The sequence below is a fragment of the Paraburkholderia sp. SECH2 genome, from assembly GCF_030464795.1.
GTDB classification, from domain to species: Bacteria; Pseudomonadota; Gammaproteobacteria; order Burkholderiales; family Burkholderiaceae; genus Paraburkholderia; species Paraburkholderia aspalathi.
Genome location: NZ_JALPRH010000001.1, coordinates 573375 through 592409, shown reverse-complemented (window position 1 = coordinate 592409; position 19035 = coordinate 573375). Strand labels below are relative to the sequence as shown.

18 protein-coding genes are annotated in these 19035 nt (G+C 62.7%); 2 read left to right on the top strand and 16 right to left on the bottom strand.

From position 1 onward, the window contains the following. Positions 1–29 precede the first annotated feature (29 nt). From M0D66_RS02700 to M0D66_RS02665, 8 genes are all read right to left on the bottom strand, one after another. Positions 30–1175, bottom strand: coding sequence for a porin (locus M0D66_RS02700; protein WP_266208915.1), 1146 nt, complete (start codon positions 1173–1175; stop codon positions 30–32). Positions 1176–1267: 92 nt separating this feature from the next. Then, entirely contained in the window at positions 1268–2896 is a 1629-nt protein-coding gene (locus tag M0D66_RS02695; RefSeq protein WP_266208914.1) for a 3-(methylthio)propionyl-CoA ligase, read from the bottom strand. A 42-nt stretch (positions 2897–2938) separates the two neighbouring features. Next, positions 2939–3301: a Rieske 2Fe-2S domain-containing protein gene (locus M0D66_RS02690; protein ID WP_266208913.1), complete on the bottom strand. Its 363-nt coding sequence runs from the start codon at positions 3299–3301 to the stop codon at positions 2939–2941. Next, complete coding sequence (locus tag M0D66_RS02685; RefSeq protein ID WP_200618957.1) at positions 3288–3848, bottom strand: alpha/beta hydrolase; 561 nt, start codon at positions 3846–3848, stop codon at positions 3288–3290. The genes M0D66_RS02690 and M0D66_RS02685 overlap by 14 nt, the downstream gene beginning before the upstream one ends. Before the next feature lie 32 nt (positions 3849–3880). Continuing rightward, a complete protein-coding gene (locus M0D66_RS02680; RefSeq protein ID WP_266208912.1) occupies positions 3881–4729 on the bottom strand; it encodes a TauD/TfdA family dioxygenase in 849 nt (282 codons plus the stop codon). A 10-nt stretch (positions 4730–4739) separates the two neighbouring features. Further along, positions 4740–5720: a quinone oxidoreductase gene (locus tag M0D66_RS02675; protein ID WP_266208911.1), complete on the bottom strand. Its 981-nt coding sequence runs from the start codon at positions 5718–5720 to the stop codon at positions 4740–4742. Positions 5721–5832: 112 nt separating this feature from the next. Further along, positions 5833–7152, bottom strand: a complete 1320-nt coding sequence (locus M0D66_RS02670) for an MFS transporter (protein ID WP_266208910.1) — start codon at positions 7150–7152, stop codon at positions 5833–5835. Positions 7153–7307: 155 nt separating this feature from the next. Then, positions 7308–8363: a 3-keto-5-aminohexanoate cleavage protein gene (locus tag M0D66_RS02665; protein ID WP_211700083.1), complete on the bottom strand. Its 1056-nt coding sequence runs from the start codon at positions 8361–8363 to the stop codon at positions 7308–7310. A gap of 242 nt (positions 8364–8605) precedes the next feature. Between M0D66_RS02665 and M0D66_RS02660 the strand changes: the two genes are divergently transcribed. After that, positions 8606–9607, top strand: coding sequence for an AraC family transcriptional regulator (locus tag M0D66_RS02660; RefSeq protein ID WP_266208909.1), 1002 nt, complete (start codon positions 8606–8608; stop codon positions 9605–9607). Positions 9608–9639: 32 nt separating this feature from the next. Here M0D66_RS02660 and M0D66_RS02655 read toward each other — a convergent pair whose 3' ends face one another. The 5 genes from M0D66_RS02655 to M0D66_RS02635 form a co-directional block, all read right to left on the bottom strand. Further along, positions 9640–10281, bottom strand: coding sequence for an MAPEG family protein (locus tag M0D66_RS02655; RefSeq protein WP_266208908.1), 642 nt, complete (start codon positions 10279–10281; stop codon positions 9640–9642). A 71-nt stretch (positions 10282–10352) separates the two neighbouring features. Continuing rightward, positions 10353–11150 carry a carbonic anhydrase gene (locus M0D66_RS02650; RefSeq protein ID WP_266208907.1) on the bottom strand — a complete coding sequence of 266 codons (798 nt, stop codon included), beginning with the start codon at positions 11148–11150 and terminating at the stop codon, positions 10353–10355. Positions 11151–11303: 153 nt separating this feature from the next. Continuing rightward, positions 11304–12947, bottom strand: coding sequence for a methyl-accepting chemotaxis protein (locus tag M0D66_RS02645; RefSeq protein WP_266208906.1), 1644 nt, complete (start codon positions 12945–12947; stop codon positions 11304–11306). Positions 12948–13115: 168 nt separating this feature from the next. Further along, the gene (locus tag M0D66_RS02640) at positions 13116–14147 is read right to left on the bottom strand and encodes a GTP-binding protein (protein WP_266208905.1); all 1032 of its coding nucleotides are present in this window, start codon (positions 14145–14147) and stop codon (positions 13116–13118) included. Between the two features lie 18 nt (positions 14148–14165). Beyond that, the gene (locus tag M0D66_RS02635) at positions 14166–15164 is read right to left on the bottom strand and encodes an MBL fold metallo-hydrolase (RefSeq protein ID WP_266208904.1); all 999 of its coding nucleotides are present in this window, start codon (positions 15162–15164) and stop codon (positions 14166–14168) included. Between the two features lie 272 nt (positions 15165–15436). On the opposite strand from M0D66_RS02635, the gene M0D66_RS02630 reads away from it, so the two are divergent. Then, the gene (locus M0D66_RS02630) at positions 15437–15889 is read left to right on the top strand and encodes a cupin domain-containing protein (RefSeq protein ID WP_211700089.1); all 453 of its coding nucleotides are present in this window, start codon (positions 15437–15439) and stop codon (positions 15887–15889) included. On the opposite strand, the gene M0D66_RS02625 is transcribed toward M0D66_RS02630, so the two are convergent. The 3 genes from M0D66_RS02625 to M0D66_RS02615 are packed head-to-tail and all read right to left on the bottom strand — an operon-like array spanning position 15870 to position 19022. Continuing rightward, on the bottom strand, positions 15870–17102 hold the full coding sequence (locus M0D66_RS02625) for an FAD-binding oxidoreductase (protein WP_266209130.1): 1233 nt from the start codon (positions 17100–17102) through the stop codon (positions 15870–15872). The genes M0D66_RS02630 and M0D66_RS02625 overlap by 20 nt on opposite strands. A gap of 27 nt (positions 17103–17129) precedes the next feature. Next, entirely contained in the window at positions 17130–17486 is a 357-nt protein-coding gene (locus M0D66_RS02620; RefSeq protein ID WP_256457064.1) for a RidA family protein, read from the bottom strand. A 9-nt stretch (positions 17487–17495) separates the two neighbouring features. Further along, complete coding sequence (locus M0D66_RS02615; RefSeq protein ID WP_266208903.1) at positions 17496–19022, bottom strand: amidase; 1527 nt, start codon at positions 19020–19022, stop codon at positions 17496–17498. Between the last annotated feature and the right edge of the window lie 13 nt (positions 19023–19035).

Sequence of the window (19035 nt, the reverse complement as noted above, 5' to 3'; positions counted from 1 at the left end):
GATTGCTCCGCTTGAAGAGTGTGACGGAATCAGAAGTTATGGCGGAGGCCGATCATCGCGGCAGTGGTGGACATGCCCGGCGCAACCGGTGCCCCATAGATGATCGTCTGGTTCATCGTCCCCTTGTTGTCGACGTAGCCGACTTGCGCGTATACCTTGGTCCGTGGGGACAGGTTGTATTCGGCACCCACTGCGATTTCGCTCGAGTGATTCGCTGAATGATTTCGGTCCTTCAGGTAGTAGTAGCCGGACGTGATCTTGAGTTGCGGATTGAACTGGTAGCCGAGGCCACCCGACACCATTTCGAAGTCAGCAGTGTTGCTCTTCGCCGGGTTTTTGCCGATGCCGTACGAGGCGGACATAGAAAATCCACTGATCGTGTACATCGCACCGAAATAGTAGAAGCGATTGTTGCTCTGGCCTGTCGCAGGCATAGCCGGCGCCGCCGGATAGGTCAGCGGGAACGGGTTGGTGTCATGTCCGTTGTAGTACACAGCGGACAGGTTCAGTCCGTAGTTCGAATACTTGAGCACAGCCGACTCACGCGTGCCGCCCTGGAACTGTCCCGCGACGCCACCCGGCGCGTACTCAAGCGCAAGCGATGCACCATAGAATTTCGGCGAATTGTAGACCAGCGCGTTGCTGTCATAGAGGGCGCCGATTGGAGCGTTCGTGCTGGTGCCGGGCCAGCCGGCCGCCTGGTTGATGCCGAGCCACGCAGTCAGGATGCTGCCGAAATACTGTGCGCCGCGTACGTCGGTTTCCGCCATTGCGTAGATCATCGGGATGATCTGCCGGCCGGCGTCGAACGTGCCAAACGGCCCGGTTGCCCCGATCGTTGCGAACTGGTTGAAGATTGCGGTCGTGCCCGGCGTATCAGACAGCCCGGACTTGCCGTTCGTGGTGTTAAACGTGCCTTGCAGCTTGAAGGTGATCTTGTAGCCAGCGCCGATGTCCTCGCTTCCTTTCAGACCCCAGTAGCTGGAATAGATACCACCGTCCTTGAGTTGATAGGAATGCCCCTGGTTTCGCGCGGTCGGCTGGAACGTTGCCGCCGAGGTGCTTTGATACAGGAGTCCGCTGTCGAGTACGCCATAGAGCGTGACTGAAGACTGGGCGTGGACCGCGCTGGAAAAAACTATCAGCACTGCCAGGCTGCTTGATTTCAATTTCATTGTGTCTCCTCCTGGTTTGAGGCGTGCCGGGTGGACCCGGCAGTTTATGGTTTGTTACTCGAATGAAACTGTGTTGCTGCCGTGCCAGTGTTTCAGGCCGACAGGTAGTAATCGCCGAACTGATCCCGCAACCGGTTCTTGAGCACCTTGCCCGTTGCACCGAGCGGAACCGAGTCGACAAACACAACGGCATCGGGCTTCCACCACTTCGCAAGCCGGCCGTCGAAAAACGTGAGCAGTTCGTTCGTGAGGAGCGCGCTGCCAGGCTTCTTCACGATCAGCAGCAGGGGCCGCTCGTCCCACTTCGGATGCCGCGCGGCGATGCATACCGCCGTCGTGACTTCGGGGTGCAGGTACGCGATGTTTTCGATGTCAGTCGAACTGATCCATTCGCCACCGGACTTGATGACGTCCTTGCTGCGATCTGTAATCTGCATGAAGCCGTCGGGATCGATCCTGGCCACGTCGCCGGTCGGGAACCAGCCGTCGCGCAGCGGCGGTGCGTCGTCACTGCCGAAATATTCCCGCGTGACCCAATGACCGCGCACGAGAAGGTCGCCCGTTGCGGCGCCGTCCCATGGCAATGCCTCGCCTTCCAGGTCGACGATTTTCATGTCCATGCCGAATACCGGGCGACCCTGCTTCGCTTGAAGTGCGTAGCGCTCTTCCACCGGCAGAGACGCCTGATGTGCCTTGAAACTGCAGATCGTTCCGACCGGGCTCAATTCCGTCATGCCCCATGCGTGCACGACATTGACGCCATAGCGCTCCTGGAACGCTGTCGTCATCGCTGTCGGGCAGGGCGCGCCGCCGATAATCGTGCGCTTCATTGACGAAAACGAACCCGTGATCGCGTCGACATGTGCAAGCAGTCCCTGCCAGACTGTCGGCACGCCGGCCGACAGCGTGACCTGTTCATTCTCGATCAGCTCATGGAGCGACTTGCCGTCCAGCGCCGGCCCTGGAAACACCAGCTTCGCACCGACCATGCAGGCGATATAAGGCAATCCCCACGCGTTCACATGGAACATTGGCACGACGGGGAGGATCACATCGCGGGCCGAACAATTCAGCGAATCCGGCAGCGCCGCGGCGTAGGTGTGGAGCAGGGTCGAGCGGTGGCTGTATAGCACCCCTTTAGGATTGCCTGTCGTACCGGACGTGTAGCACAGCGACGAGGCGCTGTTTTCGTCCAGCAACGGCCAGTCGAATGCGTCACTGTGACCGTCGACGAGATCGTCGTAGCACAGCAGTGTCGCCGACAGGCCATGGTCTCGCGGCATGTGTGCGCGATCGGTCATTGCAACGAAGACCTTTGGGCTCCTGACCCGCGGCGCGACGTTCTCGATCAGCGGCAGAAACGTCAGGTCAAAGAACACCACGCGATCTTCCGCATGTTCGATGATGTACGCGAGCTGGTCGACGTGGAGCCGCGGGTTGAGCGTGTGCAACACGGATCCGGACCCAGAGACCGCGAAGTACAGCTCCATGTGCCGGTAGCCGTTCCATGCCAGCGTCCCAACCCGCTCACCGGGCTTGATGCCGAGGCCTGCCAGCGCGTTTGCCATGCGGCGCGCGCGTTGCGCAAGATCCCTATACCGATACCGGTGAATGTCGCCTTCGACCCGTCGCGACACGATTTCCTGTTCGCCGTGATGGCGTTCAGCATGCGTGAGCAGCGAAGCGACCAGCAGCGGTTGTTGCATCATCAAACCTTGCATCCTTGTTCCCCTGAATGGCTGTGTGTTCCCGCGCGGCCCGGATCACGATGCCGCATTGCACGCCGGTGCCGGCGCGGGACTGGCGACTGGATCCTCGAGACTCACGAACAGCTTTCCGTCGATGGTCCGGACTGGGAATGTCGTCAGGCTCAACCCACTTGCACCCGGCATGCAACCGGTGCGGAGGTCGAAGCGCAGACCGTGCGCCGGGCAGCTCAGCACGCACCCGTCGAGATGGCCGTTTGCGACCGAGGCTCCCTGGTGGGGACACGCGTTGTCAATCGCGTGGATCGTGCCGTCGATGTTAAAAAGGACAACGCCGCGGCCATTGATGAAGGCGAGTTTTCGCTGGCCTGGTCCGAGTTCATCGACCGCACCAACCGGTATCTGATCAGACGAGTTCATGGATCAGTGTCTCCGCCATGGGCCATTCACCAAACCCTGCGGCCGGATTCAGGTGACCGACTTCGCCAAGGTCGACAAGACGGCTACCCCAGTGTTTCGCCATCGCCGCCACACGCTCGAACTGCGCGAGCGGATCGTTGCGGCTCGCGCCGACGATGCTCGGGAACGGCAGCGGCTTTCGTGGAACCGGATGCCAGCCGTTCCCGGCCAGCGCATCGATGTCCGGATAGCCCGCCGGCAGCGGCGTCTCGAGGTCGGCGGGAGCGGCGAGCAGCGCACCGTGAATCTTGCGGCTGTGCTGTTCGGCCCAGTGCACCGTAATCATCACGCCCGCACTGTGCGCGACCAGGATCACCGGGCCATCGATTTTCGCGAGAGCGGCATCGAGCGCCGCAACGCGCGCAGCGCAACTGAGTTTGTCGTGCTCGAGCGGTGGCACCGAGGTGGCCTTGGGCAACTTCCGCTCCAGCAGTGTTTGCCAGTGCTCCGCGACATGGTCGCGCAAGCCGGGCACCATCAGAATGGTCGGCGTCGTATCGAGAGTCATGAAGCGATCCCATGCAGGTGGTTGCGGTCCGATCAGTACGGCTTGTCGCCGATAATTCCGGCGCGCTCCATCTTGCGGTGACACGGCGGGTAGTCCATCACTGCATAGTGCTGCGTGCTGCGGTTGTCCCAGATCGCGATGCTGTTGGGTTTCCAGCGCCAGCGGACCTGGTACTCCGGGATGTAGGCCTGGCTGATGAGATAGCGAAGCAGTTCACCCGCACCCGGATTGGCGTCCTGCCCGAAGCGCACGCGCGTCGGCGTGTGGTAATTGGTGAAATGGGTGGTGAAGGCGTTCACGAACAACACCTTCTCGCCGGTCTCCGGATGCGTGCGCACGACCGGATGCTCCGCGTCAGGGAATTGCGCTTTAAGAGCGAGACGTTTTTCGATCGGCATTGCGGCGCCGAAGCTCGCCTCGATGCTGTGGCGGGCGCGCAGGTCCGCGATCTGGGTCTTGACGTGGTCCGGCAGGTTCTCGTAGGCGAGGACCATGTTTGCCCACATCGTGTCGCCGCCGACTGGCGGACACTCCACGCAGCGCAGGACAGCGCCGAACTGCGGCGCCTCGCGCCAGGTGGCGTCCGCGTGCCACGCGTTTTCATACCGGTCGTTGGGCTGGTCCGGGTTCTTGTAGATGCGCACGAGGCCCGGATGTTCCGGGTCGCTGCCGGCGACGGGATGGTCTTCCAGCGCGCCGAAACGGCGAGCGAATGCGACGTGCTCGCCGCGCGAAATGTCCTGATCGCGCAGGAACAGCACCCTGTGCTCCAGCAGCGCCGCCCGGATTTCGGCAAACAGGCTGTCATCGTGAATGGCATCGGCGAGATTCACCCCGACCAGTTCGGCACCGATTGCACACGTCAATTGTTCGACTCGCATGACCTGCTCCTCAGATAACGAAGACCGACGAGCCGGTCGTCTTGCGCGATTCGAGGTCGCGGTGGGCCCGCGCCGCGTCCTCCAGTGCGTAACGCTGGTTGAGTTCGATCTTGATGCGGCCCGCGGCGACATGCCCGAAGAGTTCGCCGGCAAGTTCGTTCTTCTCAACGGGGTCGGCAATGTAGTCCGCCAGCGCGGGCCGCGTCAGGTAGAGCGAGCCCTTCATCGCCAGCATCTGCGGATTGAACGGCGGGATGGGCCCGGACGCCGTGCCGACGCATACCATCAGGCCACGGCGCCTGAGCGAATCGAGCGACGCCTCGAAGGTATCCTTGCCGACGCTGTCGAACACGACGTCCACGCCCACACCATTGGTCAGTTCGCGCACACGCTTCGCGACATCTTCCCGGCTGTAGTAGATGATGTGATCGCAGCCATGCGCGCGGGCCACCTCGCCCTTGGCCTCGTTCGACACCGTGCCGATCACGGTGAGACCCAACAATTTCGCCCATTGCGACACGATCAGACCGACACCGCCGGCGGCGGCATGCAGCAGGATGGTGTCGCCCGCCTTGAAGTCGTGAATGCGGCGCATCAGGTACGAGGAGGTCAGGCCTCGCATCGTCATGCCGGCAGCTGTTTCGCAGGAGATCGCATCAGGCAGCTTGATGAGCGGCGCGGCCGGAATCAGGCGTTCTGTACTGTAAGCGCCTAGCGTGTTGAGAAAGCCGGTGTAGGTCACGCGATCGCCGACGGCGACGTTGGTCACGTCGGCGCCGATGGCCTCGACCACACCTGCAGCCTCGACACCCATGCCCGCGGGCAGTGGTACGGGGTACAGGCCGGAGCGGAAGTAGGTGTCGGCGAAATTCAAGCCCACTGCCTCATGGCGCAAGCGAACCTGTGCGGGACCGGGGTCGCCCACTTCAACGTTTTCATAGCGCAAGACTTCGGGACCGCCGGTTTCATGGAAGCGCACTGCTTTTGCCATGTCAAATCTCCTATTCATTACTCGAACTGCAAATTTATTTCGCCTGTGAAGGGCTGCCCAATTTGCTCTCGGGCGCACTTGCCAGGTCTAAAGCTCGCGGGTGACCGTCGAGTCAGCTCCCGGCCTGCTCACGCAGGGCACTCAAGCGATCGAGGTCGACACCATAATTCCGCTTACCGATGAAGAAGGCGATTGCCGCGACCAGAGGTGCGAACGGCACGAGTTGCAACGCGCCGAGCAGCCCGATCCGGTCGGCCACGATGCCCGTCAGGACCGCAGCAGGTGCCAACCCCAGCAGGTTGTTCGCCAACGTCAGGGTGGCAAACGCCGATGCGTGGATCGATGGCGGGGTGAGGTTCGCCACCATCGCTCCCGAGGGGCCGGTCGCGCCGGCGCAGAAGAACATGCCGGCACCGATCACGACGAGCTGTGCCGACCCCGCCGGCATGCGGAAGCCGATTGTGAGCAGCACGAAGCAGATCAGGCAGAAGGCGACGGCGGTGCTCCACTTCCTTTCCCGTGCATGCTTGCTGAGCCGGTCGGCCAGGTTTCCGCACACCACCATGCCGAACGCGGTGGCCAGCACGAACACGGCCGCGCCCATGGCCGCTTTGCCGGCAGGCATGCCGTAGTAGCGGTTCAGGAAACTGGGCATCCACGCCCACACAGCCGCCGGAACCAGCAGATGGATGCCGCTGCCGACGTAGGCACACACGACCGACTTTGTTGAAAAGAGTCCTTGCATCAACGTGCGCAAGCTCATGCACACACCGGCGCTCTGTGCCTGACGACCCACGTTAGCCGGCTGCAGCGGCGCGAGTCGCTTTTCGGTGATGGCAAACCGGTAGAAAACGACCAGCATGATGCCAAGCGCCGCCATTGCGCCGAACGCCGCGCGCCAGCCGAAGTGAGCCGCGACGGCACCGCCTAGCGCCATGCCCAGCACTGAACCAAACGCCCCGCCAGCCATGAAGGCGGCTGTGAGCGTGGCGCGCAGTCGCGCCGGAAAGATGCTGAGGACGACCGCGATGCCGACGCTGCCGTAGGCGGCTTCACCGATACCGACGAAGGCGCGCGCGAGTAGCATCTCGCCATAGTTCGTCGCGAGCGCGCAGCCGAGCGTCGCGAGACTCCACATCGCCGCCATCAGGACAATGCTCTTCACGCGGCCCCAGCGGTCGGCGAGTACCGACAGCGGAAAGGTGAGCACGCCGACCATCAGCGCAACCACGCTGCTCAGCGAACCAAGCCGGGTGTCGGAAAGGTTCCATGCCGCCTTGAGCATCGGAAACACCGCATTCAACACCTGCCGCGACATGTAGTCGGATAGCAGCAACCCCACCGTCAGGACGAATACCACCCACGCATACGCGGGCACGCCTTTTTGCGTTGTCGAAATATCGCCCGTCATGGGCTCGGCATGCGTGAACATGAGTTGTCTCCTTCGTGTCCAGCTCGTTGGCGACCGCCTTTGCCGTTCAGCTCAAAGGCAGCCTTTATGGATACTGTAAAACTCTCCCCGGCCTGGCCGGCGAGTCCTGCCTTTGAAGCGCGGCGTCCGCGAAACGTCAGCCGCGCGTCAAATCCTTACGCCGCGCGCAGCGGAAGGTTCTTCACACCGGCCTTGCGATTCGGCGCCATGCCGTTGGCCGCGAGCGTCTCGTCGACCGTCTTGTACTGCACGCCAATCTTGTAGATCTCTCGCGCTTCCTTGCCGCTCGCGATTTCACGACCCAGTTCGCGCGCCACGCGCACACACTGCTCGATCTGTTGCACCGAGCTCATGCGATTGCCGTGCTGGTCAATGATCGTGTCCTCGATGCCGCAGCGCGGATGCAGGCCCATGGCCATCGCCATCATGTTGAACGGCAGCACGTTCTTCAGCAACGACTCGGCTGTGATCGTGCCACCGTCCGGCGCACGGTGGACGAAGTTGAAGAAGTTGTGCGGGTTCGGACCGTCGAAGCCGCCGCCGATGCCGATCCACGTCAGGTTCAGCGGCCCCTTGTAGACGCCCTTGCGCACCAGGCGGTCGAGCGTTTCGAGCGCATGGATACCAGTAAGCTGGAAGTGCGGCTGGATGCCCGAGGCCTGCAGGCGGCGCAGATGCTCCTCAACCCAGGCCGGACCCGCGGGCACCGTCATTTCGCTGTAGGCGGCCATGAGCGCAGGATTGGACAGCGACGTGCCTTCCAGGTACTCCGGATAGAGCAGCTCCATGATGTTCATCTGCGTGGTGTTGATCGCGACCGTCACCTGATCGGGCTTCGGGTCGAGATCGGCTAGCATGTGACGCGTGTCGTCGGACAGCCACTTCGCGGCCTGGCCGTCGTCTTCCGGTGCAAACGAGATCGAGCCACCCACCTGGATGATCATGTCCGGCACGGCCGCGCGCACACCGGCGATCAGTTCGTTGAACTTCGACAGGCGCTTGGAGCCCTTGCCATCCAGTTCGCGCACATGCAGGTGCAGCACGGTCGCGCCGGCCTCGTAGCAGTCGACGGCCTTCTGGATCTGCTCCTGCATCGTTACCGGAATGTCTTCAGGAAAGTCCTCGGGCATCCATTCCGGGCCGTACGGAGCGGTTGTGATGACAACCTTGTCCTGGTTTTCAGGGTGCAGCGAATCGTCGAGGAATTGCATCGTGTTCTCCAATATGAGTACGGTGTTCCGACGCTCGCGACACGGCTGGCCGCATGAAAACTGGTCGGAACATGATGAACCGTTGAGATCCCACGATACGGCAATCCTGCGCTACACTTTTGTGATATGGCGCCATTCTTTTAGCTTTTCATGCCACTACGCGTTAACACCGGTGCGTGCGGCAGACACCTCAATATCAGACGCAGGAAGGCCGCCTGCGAGGCGTACGCGGAGACAAAGCGATGGAAACGATGTTGCGCTCGGTAGCCATGAGCGGCTATTTCGATGTGACGCGGCGGGTCGGACTGAACCCGGTCGAGCTTGCACAGCAGGTCGGGATCGATACTGCGGCGCTTGCGAATCCGGACGACCGCATTCCGGCAACCGCCGCGTGCCGGCTGCTGGAACTGACGGCCGAAAAGGCGTCATGCCCAACTTTCGCGCTGCAGATGGCCGAGACCCGGCAGAAGTTCGGTACCGGTGTGATCAACGTCCTGCTCGCGCACAAGCGCACGCTGCGCGAGGTATTGCTGGCCACGGCTGAATACCGGCATCTGTTGAACGAAGCCCTGGCTGTGTATGTCGAGGACGTGGGCGAAACGGTTACCATCCGCGAAGAACTGGTCGTCGAACCGGGTACCCCGACGAATCAGGCGATCGAGCTCGCGGTCGGTGTCCTCTGGCGCCACTCCAGCGCTCTGCTTGGCGATCACTGGAAACCACGCTCGGTCCATTTTGTTCATCAGGGACCGAAAGACCTGACGTTTCATCGACGGTTCTTTGGCTGTCCACTGGAGTTCGGCAGCGATTTCAACGGCTTCGTGTGTGCGGCCGCCGATCTCGACTACCCGAATCCGGCCGCTGACCCGGAACTGGTGCGATATGCCGAGAGCCTCGCGGATTCACTCAATGTGACCGGTGTCGATTCGACCGCGCTGGAAGTGCGCAAGGCGATCTACTTGTTGCTGCCCGTCGAGCAGGCCAGCGTCGAACTGGTTGCCCGCCATTTACGTCTGAGCGTTCGCACCATGCAGCGCCAACTTGAACTTGCGCATACCAGCTTCTCGCGTCTGGTCGAGGAAGTCAGGGGCGAGCTTGCCGTGCGCTATATGAGCAACCCACGCTATCCCATCGGGCGAGTTTCCGCACTGCTTGGTTATTCGCAGCAGGGCTCTTTCACAAATTGGTTTAGTTCACGCTTTGGTGTGACGCCGCGTGACTGGCGCAACCGCCATTTGAAATGATCGCGCTGGCCGGGTTGATCGGCTTCATTGAATCAATCCGCTTTCACCGGCCGCGTCCCCCAAAACAACACCACCTCGATCGCGAAAAATGCAACGACCGGCACAATCGCGCCCACCGTCCCCGCGATCTCACGCCCGAATCGGCTCGTCACGTACAGCAACACGATCATGCTGATCGCCATGCCCGGCGCTCCGAGTCCGCGCAAAGCAGCGCTGCGATGGTAGCCGAGCCAGAATGCGCCTCGCGCGACGATCCAGACCACAGTCGTCGCCACGACCGCGCGCATGGACGAACCATCGGGGCAGTAGGCTGCCAAGCCGAACAGCGCCGCTGCGAACACGATGATCTGCTCAACCGTGTTCTGCAGGTATCGTTGATTGACGCGCAACCTGCGTGTCTCGAAGCCCGCCAGCGGATCGAATGCGGGCGAGGTCAATCGTTCGTGCGCCACGGCTTCGATGCCCGTCACCAGGCAGAACAGCACCGCGACACAGCAGCATTTGAGCGTCAGAAGCATCCGCGCGCCGAGGCTGTCCATGCCCGGCGGCGGCGACATCAAAAGATCGATGCCGAACCAGAGCCCCGAGGCAAACAGCGACGCGACTGCGATGCCGACAATACCGACGCTGCGCTGCTGTCGAAAGTCGGGCGCGTGATAGGTCGGGTCGGTCATGGATTTTTCCTCCGGGCGTTTCATACGGGGGCATCAGCATTGGCCACCCGCGGAAGGATAAACCCACTCCTTTAGACGAGCGCAATTTTGCCGGTGGCGAGGTCGTACATGCCGCCGACAATGTCGATCTTCTTGCTCTCGTAAAGTTGCTGGACGATCGGCGGTGAGCGCTTCAGTCGAGCCATTTGCCGTCGCACGTTCTCGGCGGCCGCGTTGTCCAGCAAGTTGCCGGTCTTCGTTTTCTCGGCGGCGATGACGGCAGGCTTGATCGCTGAGATGAGTCCCGGCAAATGGCCGGGAAGGACCGCTTTGGCCTTCAACACTTTGATTGCGGCATCGACCGCACCGCATCCGGTGTGGCCCAGCACCATGATGAGCGGCACCCCCAGGAACTGCGCGCCGTATTCAAGAGAGGCAAGCAGATCCGGGTTCACGACATTGCCCGCGACGCGTAAAACGAAGAGATCGCCCGGCCCCTGATCGAACGCGAACTCCGGCGCTACGCGCGAGTCGGCGCAACTCAGGATCGTGGCGATCGGATACTGTGCTTGCACACGGGCGGCACGACCTGATGAAAAGTCGCGCTCGTTCGGCGCGTTGGCGGCGTAGCGCGCGTTGCCATCCATGATTCGCTTCAACGCGTCCGCAGGCGGGATCGAGTTTGGCGGTGGCGATGCGCCGGGTGCCGGCGGCTCGGCCGCGAGGGCGGCGCTCACGCTCCACGGCAGGAGTGCCGCGAGTGCGCCAGTCTTCAGGAAATCCCGGCGCGATACTTGAGGCTCGTGCTGCGCATCACCACAGACATCACACATTTGAATGTCTCCGTCATTGCTGGGCGCATCCGGCCGCAAACAGGCGCCTTGCCGCATCGCAACGCAAATGGCACAGGTCACCTGCTATGTGCACCTCACGCGGTGGTCCAGCGCCACGCGGCGGATCAACCAATGTGCATAGATTTGAGTCTATACCGTCGTCAGGCGCAGTGTCCGGAAAATCCCGCGGCTGCGGGGAGCGGGCCGCCCTTACGCGAACGTCACGCGGCGCGACGCCGAGGTCGACGCCGAAGCCGAAACCGAGGCCGACGCGAACGGTGTACCGCCGCTAGCTTCAGCCTCGTTCACCTGGAATGCAGCGGCGGCGCGTTGCAGGCTCATCGCCTGCTCCTTCAGCGACTGCGCCGCGGCCGCCGCCTGCTCGACGAGCGCCGCGTTCTGCTGCGTCATGCTGTCCATCTGCGTGACCGCGAGATTCACCTGATCGATGCCGGCGCTCTGTTCCGCCGCGGCCGCCGCGATCTCCTGCACGACACCGGTCACACGCATGATCGCGTCGCGCGCTTCGTCGATCGTCGAACCGGTGTTTTCGACCAGCGTTGCACCACTGCCGACGCTGCCCACCGCATGACTGATCAGCTCGCGGATTTCCTTCGCCGCGGTCGCGCTACGCTGCGCGAGGCTGCGCACCTCGCTCGCGACGACCGCGAAGCCGCGACCCTGCTCGCCCGCGCGTGCCGCTTCGACCGCTGCATTCAGCGCGAGGATGTTGGTCTGGAACGCGATGCCTTCGATCGTCGCGATGATCTCGACCATGCGGCCCGATTCGTTCGAGATGCCCTTCATCGCCGCGACGGCCTGCGTGATCATGTCGCCGCCGCGGTTCGCGATTTTCGCGGCGCCGGCCGCAAGCTCGCTGGCGGTGCGCGCGTTGTCCGCAGTCTGGCGGACCATCGCCGTCATCTGCTCCATGCTCGACGCCGTTTCCTGCAAGGAGGCCGCCTGGTTCTCGGTGCGCGACGACAGATCCGCATTGCCGTTCGCAATCTCGTTCGCGCCGCACGCGACGTTGTCGGAAGCATGCTTGATCTGACAGATGGTGCTGGTCAGCGCGTCACGCATTCGCTGCATCACGTGCAGCAGGCTGGACGTGTCGCCGTCGCGCGTGCGGATCGCCACGGTCAGGTCGCCCGATGCGATCGCGTCCGCCACATTCGCCGCATAGGCCGGATCGCCGCCGACCGTGCGCGCGATGCTGCGGTTCGTCACCGCGACGAGCGTCACGAGCACCGCCGACACCGCCAGGAAGATCGCGCCGATCAGCCACAGCGACGCCATGAACGCAGCGTCGATGTCGTCGACATAGGCACCGGTCGCGATGATCCAGTCCCACGGCGCATAGCGCACCACGTAGCCGATCTTGCCGACCGCCTGTGTCGACGCCGCGCCCGAATGCGGGAACACGTAGTCGACGAAGCCGCCGTCCGGCGCCTGAGCGGCCGACGCGAACGTCACGTAATGGTGGCGGCCGTCGGCATCGGCGCTGCCCGCGAGATCCTTGCCTTCGAGTGCCGGCTTGATCGGATGCATCACCATCTGCGGCTTCGAGTTGATCACGAGGAAGTAGCCGTCTTCGCCGTAGCGGACGCCGCGCAGTCGTTCGAGTGCCTGCTTGCGGGCATCGGCCTCCGGTAGCGTGCCGCTTTGCGCCAGCGCCGCATACTCCGTCACGATACTGAGTCCGACGTGCGCGATGTTAGTAAGGTCGTGCTGACGTTCCTCGATCCGCGTCTCGCGCGACTGCCACGCCGCCGATACGGAGACGGCGAGCAACGCGACGAGGCTGATGATCAGCGGCAGCCACAGCTTCTGCTTAAAACTGAGCTTGTGCATCCTGAGTCCTCGAGCAAACGAATGGAAATCGCGCAGGGCTGCCGCGCGAAGTGGCACGTGAATGGGCGCGCCAGATGGCGCCGGCGAGCTGTCCGGCGGTCGTCCAGGTGGTTCCTGCTCGAGTTATCGGCTGATACGAGCGAAAGTTTCGTCCAGTGAAACCCTCGGTTAACAGCTTGCCGCTGCCTCCACTCCGGCTTCGCGCAGAAAATGCGTGATCGTCTCCTCGATCACCGACCTGGCGAGACCCTGCACGATGAACACGAGCCGTGTCGTGTGATCGTCGTCAGGCCACGCTTCGAGCCGCAATGGTTCATGCAGCAACTGCTGCACACCATGGAACACGACAGGCCGGGATTCGCCGATGAAATTGCCGATTCCCTTAACCCGCAGGATCCGTTCGCCGTGATAGCCGAGCAGCACGGTCAACGCGGTTTCGAATGCCTGCATCGGCAATGCTTGCGAGTAAGTCAGGCAGAAGCTGTCGATGTCCGGATGGGCCACGCGTGACGCCGTCGCGCCACGCATCAGCAACTTGCGCGGCGCAGGCTCGGCGCGCAACCAGGGCCGCAAGGCACGCGGCGTCAGGATGTCGAGCAGCTGTTGCGCGTCAATCTCGCCGTTGCGCACCGGAATGCGTGGCGCACCCGGATTCAGCGCCTCAAGCGCCGCCTCGAGGTCTGCCAGCGCAGCCGCATCGACCAGTTCAGCTTTAGTCAGCAACAGCCGGTCGGCCACGGCCACCTGCTGACGCGACTCCTCATGCCGGGCAAGTTGCGCGGCGCCGTGTTTCGCATCGACGGTCGTCACGATGCCATCGAGCTGCAAACGACCTTCAAGCGCCGGGTCACCCAGCAGCAACGAGATCACCGGGCCGGGCCGCGCCAGCCCCGTGGTCTCGATCAGAATCCGCTCGAAAGTGGGAATCTCGCCGCGCGTGCGGCGCTGCAGCAGATCGGTTACGGTCGCAGCCAGTTCGTCGCGCACACCGCAGCACAGGCAGCCGTTTTCCAGCAGGGCGATGGTCTCGTCGCGCGAGGTGCTGACGAACAGATGATCGAGACCGATCGCGCCCAGTTCATTGATCACCACCGCACAACGGCCCAGCGCGGGTTGCGGCAGCAGGCGATTAAGCAACGTGGTCTTACCCGAACCGAGAAAGCCCGTCAGCAACGTCAAGGGAATCGCAGCAGATTGCATGGCAGCTTTTCCCGACACTCAAATAACCTGCAGGTCTTTGCCGACGATGATCTGTCCGTCGAAATGCTTGCGCGCATCGGCGGCCCACATCTCGTCGGTAATCGCGGGGTCGCCGCCCGGCACGAAATGGCTCAGCACCAGCGTCTTGACGCCCGCCGCCGCGGCGATCTTGCCGACCTGCTCAGTGCTGGTGTGGCTCTTCATGAGGTGATCGAGCAGCGTCGGTGCGTTGTCGACGGTCTTCATCAGCTTTTCGAGCGCAGGCAGGTACATCACTTCATGCACCAGGACGTCGGCGCCTTTCGCGAACTCGGCAAGCGCCGGGTAGTAGGTCGTGTCGCCGGAGAAGACGACGGTGCGGTCCCGTGTCTCGAAGCGGTAAGCGAATGCCGGCTTGATCGTGTAGTGGTCGACCAGTGTCGAGGTGACGCGCACGCGGTCGTCTTCCATCACGAGGCGCGGGCCGTCGAATTCATGGATGTTGATCAGTGGGCGGAACGGCGGGCGACCTTCTTCGCGTATGCGCACGTCGAGGTCGATCGCGTTCATGTCGACAAAGTCGTCGATCATCTTTGTCATGCGTGGCGGCCCGTACAGATTGACGGGTGTGTGCAGGCCGGTGGCCCAGGCGAGGAACACGAGGTTGCCGAGGTCGGCGTTGTGATCCGAATGATGGTGGGTCAGAAAGATGTCGCGGATGCCCGGCAGCTTGATGCCGGCTTTGGTCAACTGCAGCGCGACGCCGTTGCCGCAATCGACCACGTAGGGCTGACCATCGACCACCAGCACGTTCGCCGGCGCCGCGCGCAGGTCAGAAGGCGTAGGGCCTCCCTTGGTGCCAAGCAGAATCAGTTGTGTGCCTTTTGTCGAATGTCCCGCAGCGGGTGCCGTGGTTGAGGAGTTGGCCGGTGACTGCGCGTGGGCGTCCTGCATCCACGGCAGCGCCGCAGTCGTGCCGGCTGTCACGGCAATACGCATGAAATCACGACGGGAACGTCCGAACGGCTGATCACTCATGGTTCTGTTTCTCCTGATATTTTTGGTTGAGGTCTGCTCGATTTTGCTGGGTTAATCCCCTGCGGGCAACACATCGGCCAGTATGCCCGGGATCCAGATCCTGTCCCGCTGGTTACGGTCTGTCGCTGCTCCGGGACAAAATATGTCCTTGATAGGCGCATAATCCTGGATGAATTGCGTTCTGTTCGTCGGCGGACGCGCCGCAAGCTGCACGCCCCTTACCTGCAACGCTAGTGGACTGACGAGAATCCTGAATCCAAAGGAGTTCGAAAATGACACTTAACGGCGCAACTCCGATCGAACCAATCAACATTGGTCAATTGAAGATTCAGTACCTGATTGACGGAACTGCTACGGGCGGGATGGGTGTTTTCGAACTGACTGTGGGACCGGGTTCACAAGTCCCACCGCCACATAGCCACACGCGCAACGAAGAGTGCGTCTACGTGCTGGAGGGCATGCTTCGATACTCGGTCGACGGAGTAGTCCGAGACCTGGTACCAGGAGAATGGATGTTTACTCCGCGTGGGTCGGTTCATCACTTCAGCAACCCGCACAATGACACGGCCCGCGCGCTGATCGTCCTTACGCCCGATATAGGCGCTCAGTATTTTCGTGATGTCGGAGCAATCGTAAGCGCAGGCGGCCCGCCCGACCGCTCAAAGCTTATCGATGTCATGTCGAGGTACGGGCTGGTGCCGGCGGCTAGAACCGGTCCGCCCTGAACGGCCGGGTATCTACAAGGGTCTCCTCGCCGGTCATCATCTCCGCGATCAGCCGTCCTGTCACAGGACCCAGCGTCAGCCCGTGATGCGCATGACCAAATGCAAACCACAGACCCTTGTGGTTTGCCGCCGGTCCGATGATCGGCATCATGTCCGGCGTACATGGGCGGCGGCCCATCCACGGTTCGGCGTCCAGACGTCCAGCGAGCGGGAACAGCGTGCGGGCCGAGGGCTCGACTGCGTCAAGCTGGTTGGGCGTCTTCGGTGCGTCGTGCAGCGCGATTTCGGCGCCGGTTGTCAGTCGGATACCTTTGGCCATCGGCGCCAGCAGGTAACCGCGTTCGACATCGAGGACCGGGTGATTCAGACGCGCGCCTGGCTGCGCGCCATAGTGCATGTGATACCCGCGCTTGGTGCCGAGCGGCAGGCGATAGCCCAGCCGTGAACTGAGTTGATCCGACCACGGGCCCAACGCGACCACCGCCGACGATGCCACGATGGTGCCCGCCGATGTATCTACCGCCCAATGATCGCGCAACGTATTCGCATCGCCGATGAAATAACGCCCGCCTAGCTGCTCGAAGTATTCTGCGTAAGCCGTGACGAGCGCGTTCGGGTCACTGACGGAATCGGATGCCGTGTAGCGCAACGCGCCGATCAGGCTGCGGTCGAGATCGGGCTCCATCTGTTGCAGACTCGCCGCGTCGAGCGATTCGAATTCGACGCCGTATTCGCGATGCCACTGCTCGACAAGCCGCGTTTCACTGTCGCGAACCGCTTCGGTGCGGAATACCTTCATCCAGCCGATCGGACGCAATAGTGCGCTCGCGCCGGCATCGGCGGCTAATGCGCGGTGCTCGCTCACGCAATGTTCGATCAGCGTCGAATAGGACCTCGCGATCGCCGCATGCTTCACCGGATGAGAATTGCGCCAGTATTGCCACAGGAACGGTGCGGCCTTGAGCATCGCGTTGGCGTGAAATCGAACCTCCGGCGACCGGTTGCGCGCGTATCGCATCAACGTGCCGAGTTCGCGCGGAAACGCATACGGATACACGCCCTCGCGCTGGATCAGCCCCGCGTTGCCAAACGATGTCTCGTTGCCGGGCGGCTTGCGATCGACCAGCGCAACCCGCTGGCCGCGCTTCTGAAGATGGACGGCGACGCACACGCCGACGATGCCCGCGCCCAGTACGACGGTATCGAATTTCATCATGCTCATGAGCTCACAGACTGACGATTACGCCGACAGTGCCGTCACCGCGACTTCGACATCGCAACCCGGTTTCATCAGCAGCGCCTGGACGCAGGCGCGGGTCGGCGCATGGCCGGCAGGCACCCAGGCGTCCCACACCGCGTTGAATTCGGCGAAGTGCTTCGGGTCGCTCAGCCAGATATTCGCGGACAGCAGGCGCGTCCGGTCAACGCCGGCCGCTTCGAGCAGCGTGTCAATACGCGCGAGGATTTCGTTGGCCTGTTCGGTCACGGAGACGTTGGCCGTGTCAGGCACCTGGCCGGCCAGATACACCACGCCGTTGGCGATCACCACCTGGCTCATGCGCGCGTTCGTTTGCAGACGTTTGATTGGGTTCGACATGTGATGTGTTTAGACCGTTGAAATGCCGGCGCCATTCGGGCCGGACTCGTTGAAAAGAGGCGGAGCCGTCACGATCGACTTCAGCGACGGATCAGCCTGCGTGAGCTTCGACAGATCGGGACGTGGCCGGCGCAAGACCGGCGATTGATCGAAGACCTGTTCCAAGGCGTGCGCGACGGCGAGCGTTTTGCGATCGCCATGAAACGGGCCGACGATCTGCAAGCCGAACGGCATGCCCGCATGATCGACACCGCAGGGCAGCGACACGGCGGGATGCGTCGTGAGCGTGACGACGTAGGTCAGCGCGAGCCAGCGATAGTAGTTGTCCTGTTCGCGTCCATCGATCTGCGCTGCGTACAGTTGTTGCCAGGGGAACGGTGAAACCGGCGTGGTGGGCGAGAGGATCACGTCGTACTGTTCGAACGCACTCTGGAAGCGTTTGAAGATGCGGGTCTGCTCGGCTTGGGCCCAGGCGCTGTCGCCGAGGCTCATGCTCGCGCCCATTTCGTAGTTCGCCCGCGTGTTGGGTCCGAGCAGGTTCGGATCGCGCGTATAGGCATCGTGCAAGCCGGCGACGAAGCTCTCCGCGCGGATCACGTCGAAGCAACGGTGTACGTCGCCGAGATCGAAGCTCACCTGCTCGCAGGAGCGGAATGACGGCGCGATCAGCGCGATGCGCTCGCGGAACACTTTGCGGATTTCGTCGTCGACGTCGCAACTGCCGAAGTCTTCAGTCCAGCCGACTCGCAGCGAGCCGAGGTCGATATCGTCAGGCCGCGCGAAGGCCAGCGGATCGACGTGAAAGCTGAGCGGATCGCCGGCAGAGATGCCCGCGGTTGCCGCGAGCTGCAGGCAGGCCTCGGCGACGGTACGGCCCATCGGCCCGACCACCGAGATCGGCGACCAGCCGACCAGCTTGCGCGAATTCGGCACGAGGCCGGGCGTCGGACGAAAACCCACCACGCCGCATTTCGACGCCGGAATCCGCAAGGATCCGCCGGTATCGGAACCGGTGCAGACCGGCAGCATGTCGCACGCGAGCGCGGCGGCCGAACCGCCTGACGAGCCTCCCGCGTTCAGTGTGGTGTTGAAAGGATTGCCCGTTGCGCCCCATACCGGATTGCGCGTGTTGGCGCCCGCGCCGAGCTCCGGCACGTTGGTCTTCGCGGTGACGATCGCGCCGGCGGCGCGCAGGCGCTCCACCAGCACCACGTCTTGCGTGGGAACGTTGCCGCGCGACATGGGCGAGCCATAAGTCGTCAGCAGACCGGCTGTATTTTCGAGGTCTTTGACGCCGAGCGGCAAGCCATGCAGCAAACCGAGCGCTTCGCCGTCGAGCACCTGCTTTTCGGCGCGCTTCGCGGCTTCTCGCGCGGCCGGGAAGTCCGTCGCGGTCACGGCATTGACTGCGGGATTGATTGCCTCGATACGCGCAATGCAGGCGTCGAGCAGTTCGACCGGCGAAATCTCTTTCGCGCCGATCATGCGGCGCAGCTCAACGGCGCTGCGTCCAACCAGTTCATTATCGTGACTCATTGCATCCTCGATT

What these genes read in the sequence shown, in the direction of transcription:
- M0D66_RS02640 (WP_266208905.1), bottom strand. Translation starts at nt 14,147, where the DNA reads ATGCAATCTGCTGCGATTCCCTTGACGTTGCTGACGGGCTTTCTCGGT.
- M0D66_RS02630 (WP_211700089.1), top strand. Translation starts at nt 15,437, where the DNA reads ATGACACTTAACGGCGCAACTCCGATCGAACCAATCAACATTGGTCAA.
- M0D66_RS02665 (WP_211700083.1), bottom strand. Translation starts at nt 8,363, where the DNA reads ATGCAATTCCTCGACGATTCGCTGCACCCTGAAAACCAGGACAAGGTT.
- M0D66_RS02700 (WP_266208915.1), bottom strand. Translation starts at nt 1,175, where the DNA reads ATGAAATTGAAATCAAGCAGCCTGGCAGTGCTGATAGTTTTTTCCAGC.
- M0D66_RS02635 (WP_266208904.1), bottom strand. Translation starts at nt 15,164, where the DNA reads ATGAGTGATCAGCCGTTCGGACGTTCCCGTCGTGATTTCATGCGTATT.
- M0D66_RS02680 (WP_266208912.1), bottom strand. Translation starts at nt 4,729, where the DNA reads ATGCGAGTCGAACAATTGACGTGTGCAATCGGTGCCGAACTGGTCGGG.
- M0D66_RS02670 (WP_266208910.1), bottom strand. Translation starts at nt 7,152, where the DNA reads ATGTTCACGCATGCCGAGCCCATGACGGGCGATATTTCGACAACGCAA.
- M0D66_RS02675 (WP_266208911.1), bottom strand. Translation starts at nt 5,720, where the DNA reads ATGGCAAAAGCAGTGCGCTTCCATGAAACCGGCGGTCCCGAAGTCTTG.
- M0D66_RS02660 (WP_266208909.1), top strand. Translation starts at nt 8,606, where the DNA reads ATGGAAACGATGTTGCGCTCGGTAGCCATGAGCGGCTATTTCGATGTG.
- M0D66_RS02695 (WP_266208914.1), bottom strand. Translation starts at nt 2,896, where the DNA reads ATGCAAGGTTTGATGATGCAACAACCGCTGCTGGTCGCTTCGCTGCTC.
- M0D66_RS02620 (WP_256457064.1), bottom strand. Translation starts at nt 17,486, where the DNA reads ATGTCGAACCCAATCAAACGTCTGCAAACGAACGCGCGCATGAGCCAG.
- M0D66_RS02645 (WP_266208906.1), bottom strand. Translation starts at nt 12,947, where the DNA reads ATGCACAAGCTCAGTTTTAAGCAGAAGCTGTGGCTGCCGCTGATCATC.
- M0D66_RS02685 (WP_200618957.1), bottom strand. Translation starts at nt 3,848, where the DNA reads ATGACTCTCGATACGACGCCGACCATTCTGATGGTGCCCGGCTTGCGC.
- M0D66_RS02625 (WP_266209130.1), bottom strand. Translation starts at nt 17,102, where the DNA reads ATGAAATTCGATACCGTCGTACTGGGCGCGGGCATCGTCGGCGTGTGC.
- M0D66_RS02650 (WP_266208907.1), bottom strand. Translation starts at nt 11,150, where the DNA reads ATGCGGCAAGGCGCCTGTTTGCGGCCGGATGCGCCCAGCAATGACGGA.
- M0D66_RS02655 (WP_266208908.1), bottom strand. Translation starts at nt 10,281, where the DNA reads ATGACCGACCCGACCTATCACGCGCCCGACTTTCGACAGCAGCGCAGC.
- M0D66_RS02615 (WP_266208903.1), bottom strand. Translation starts at nt 19,022, where the DNA reads ATGAGTCACGATAATGAACTGGTTGGACGCAGCGCCGTTGAGCTGCGC.
- M0D66_RS02690 (WP_266208913.1), bottom strand. Translation starts at nt 3,301, where the DNA reads ATGAACTCGTCTGATCAGATACCGGTTGGTGCGGTCGATGAACTCGGA.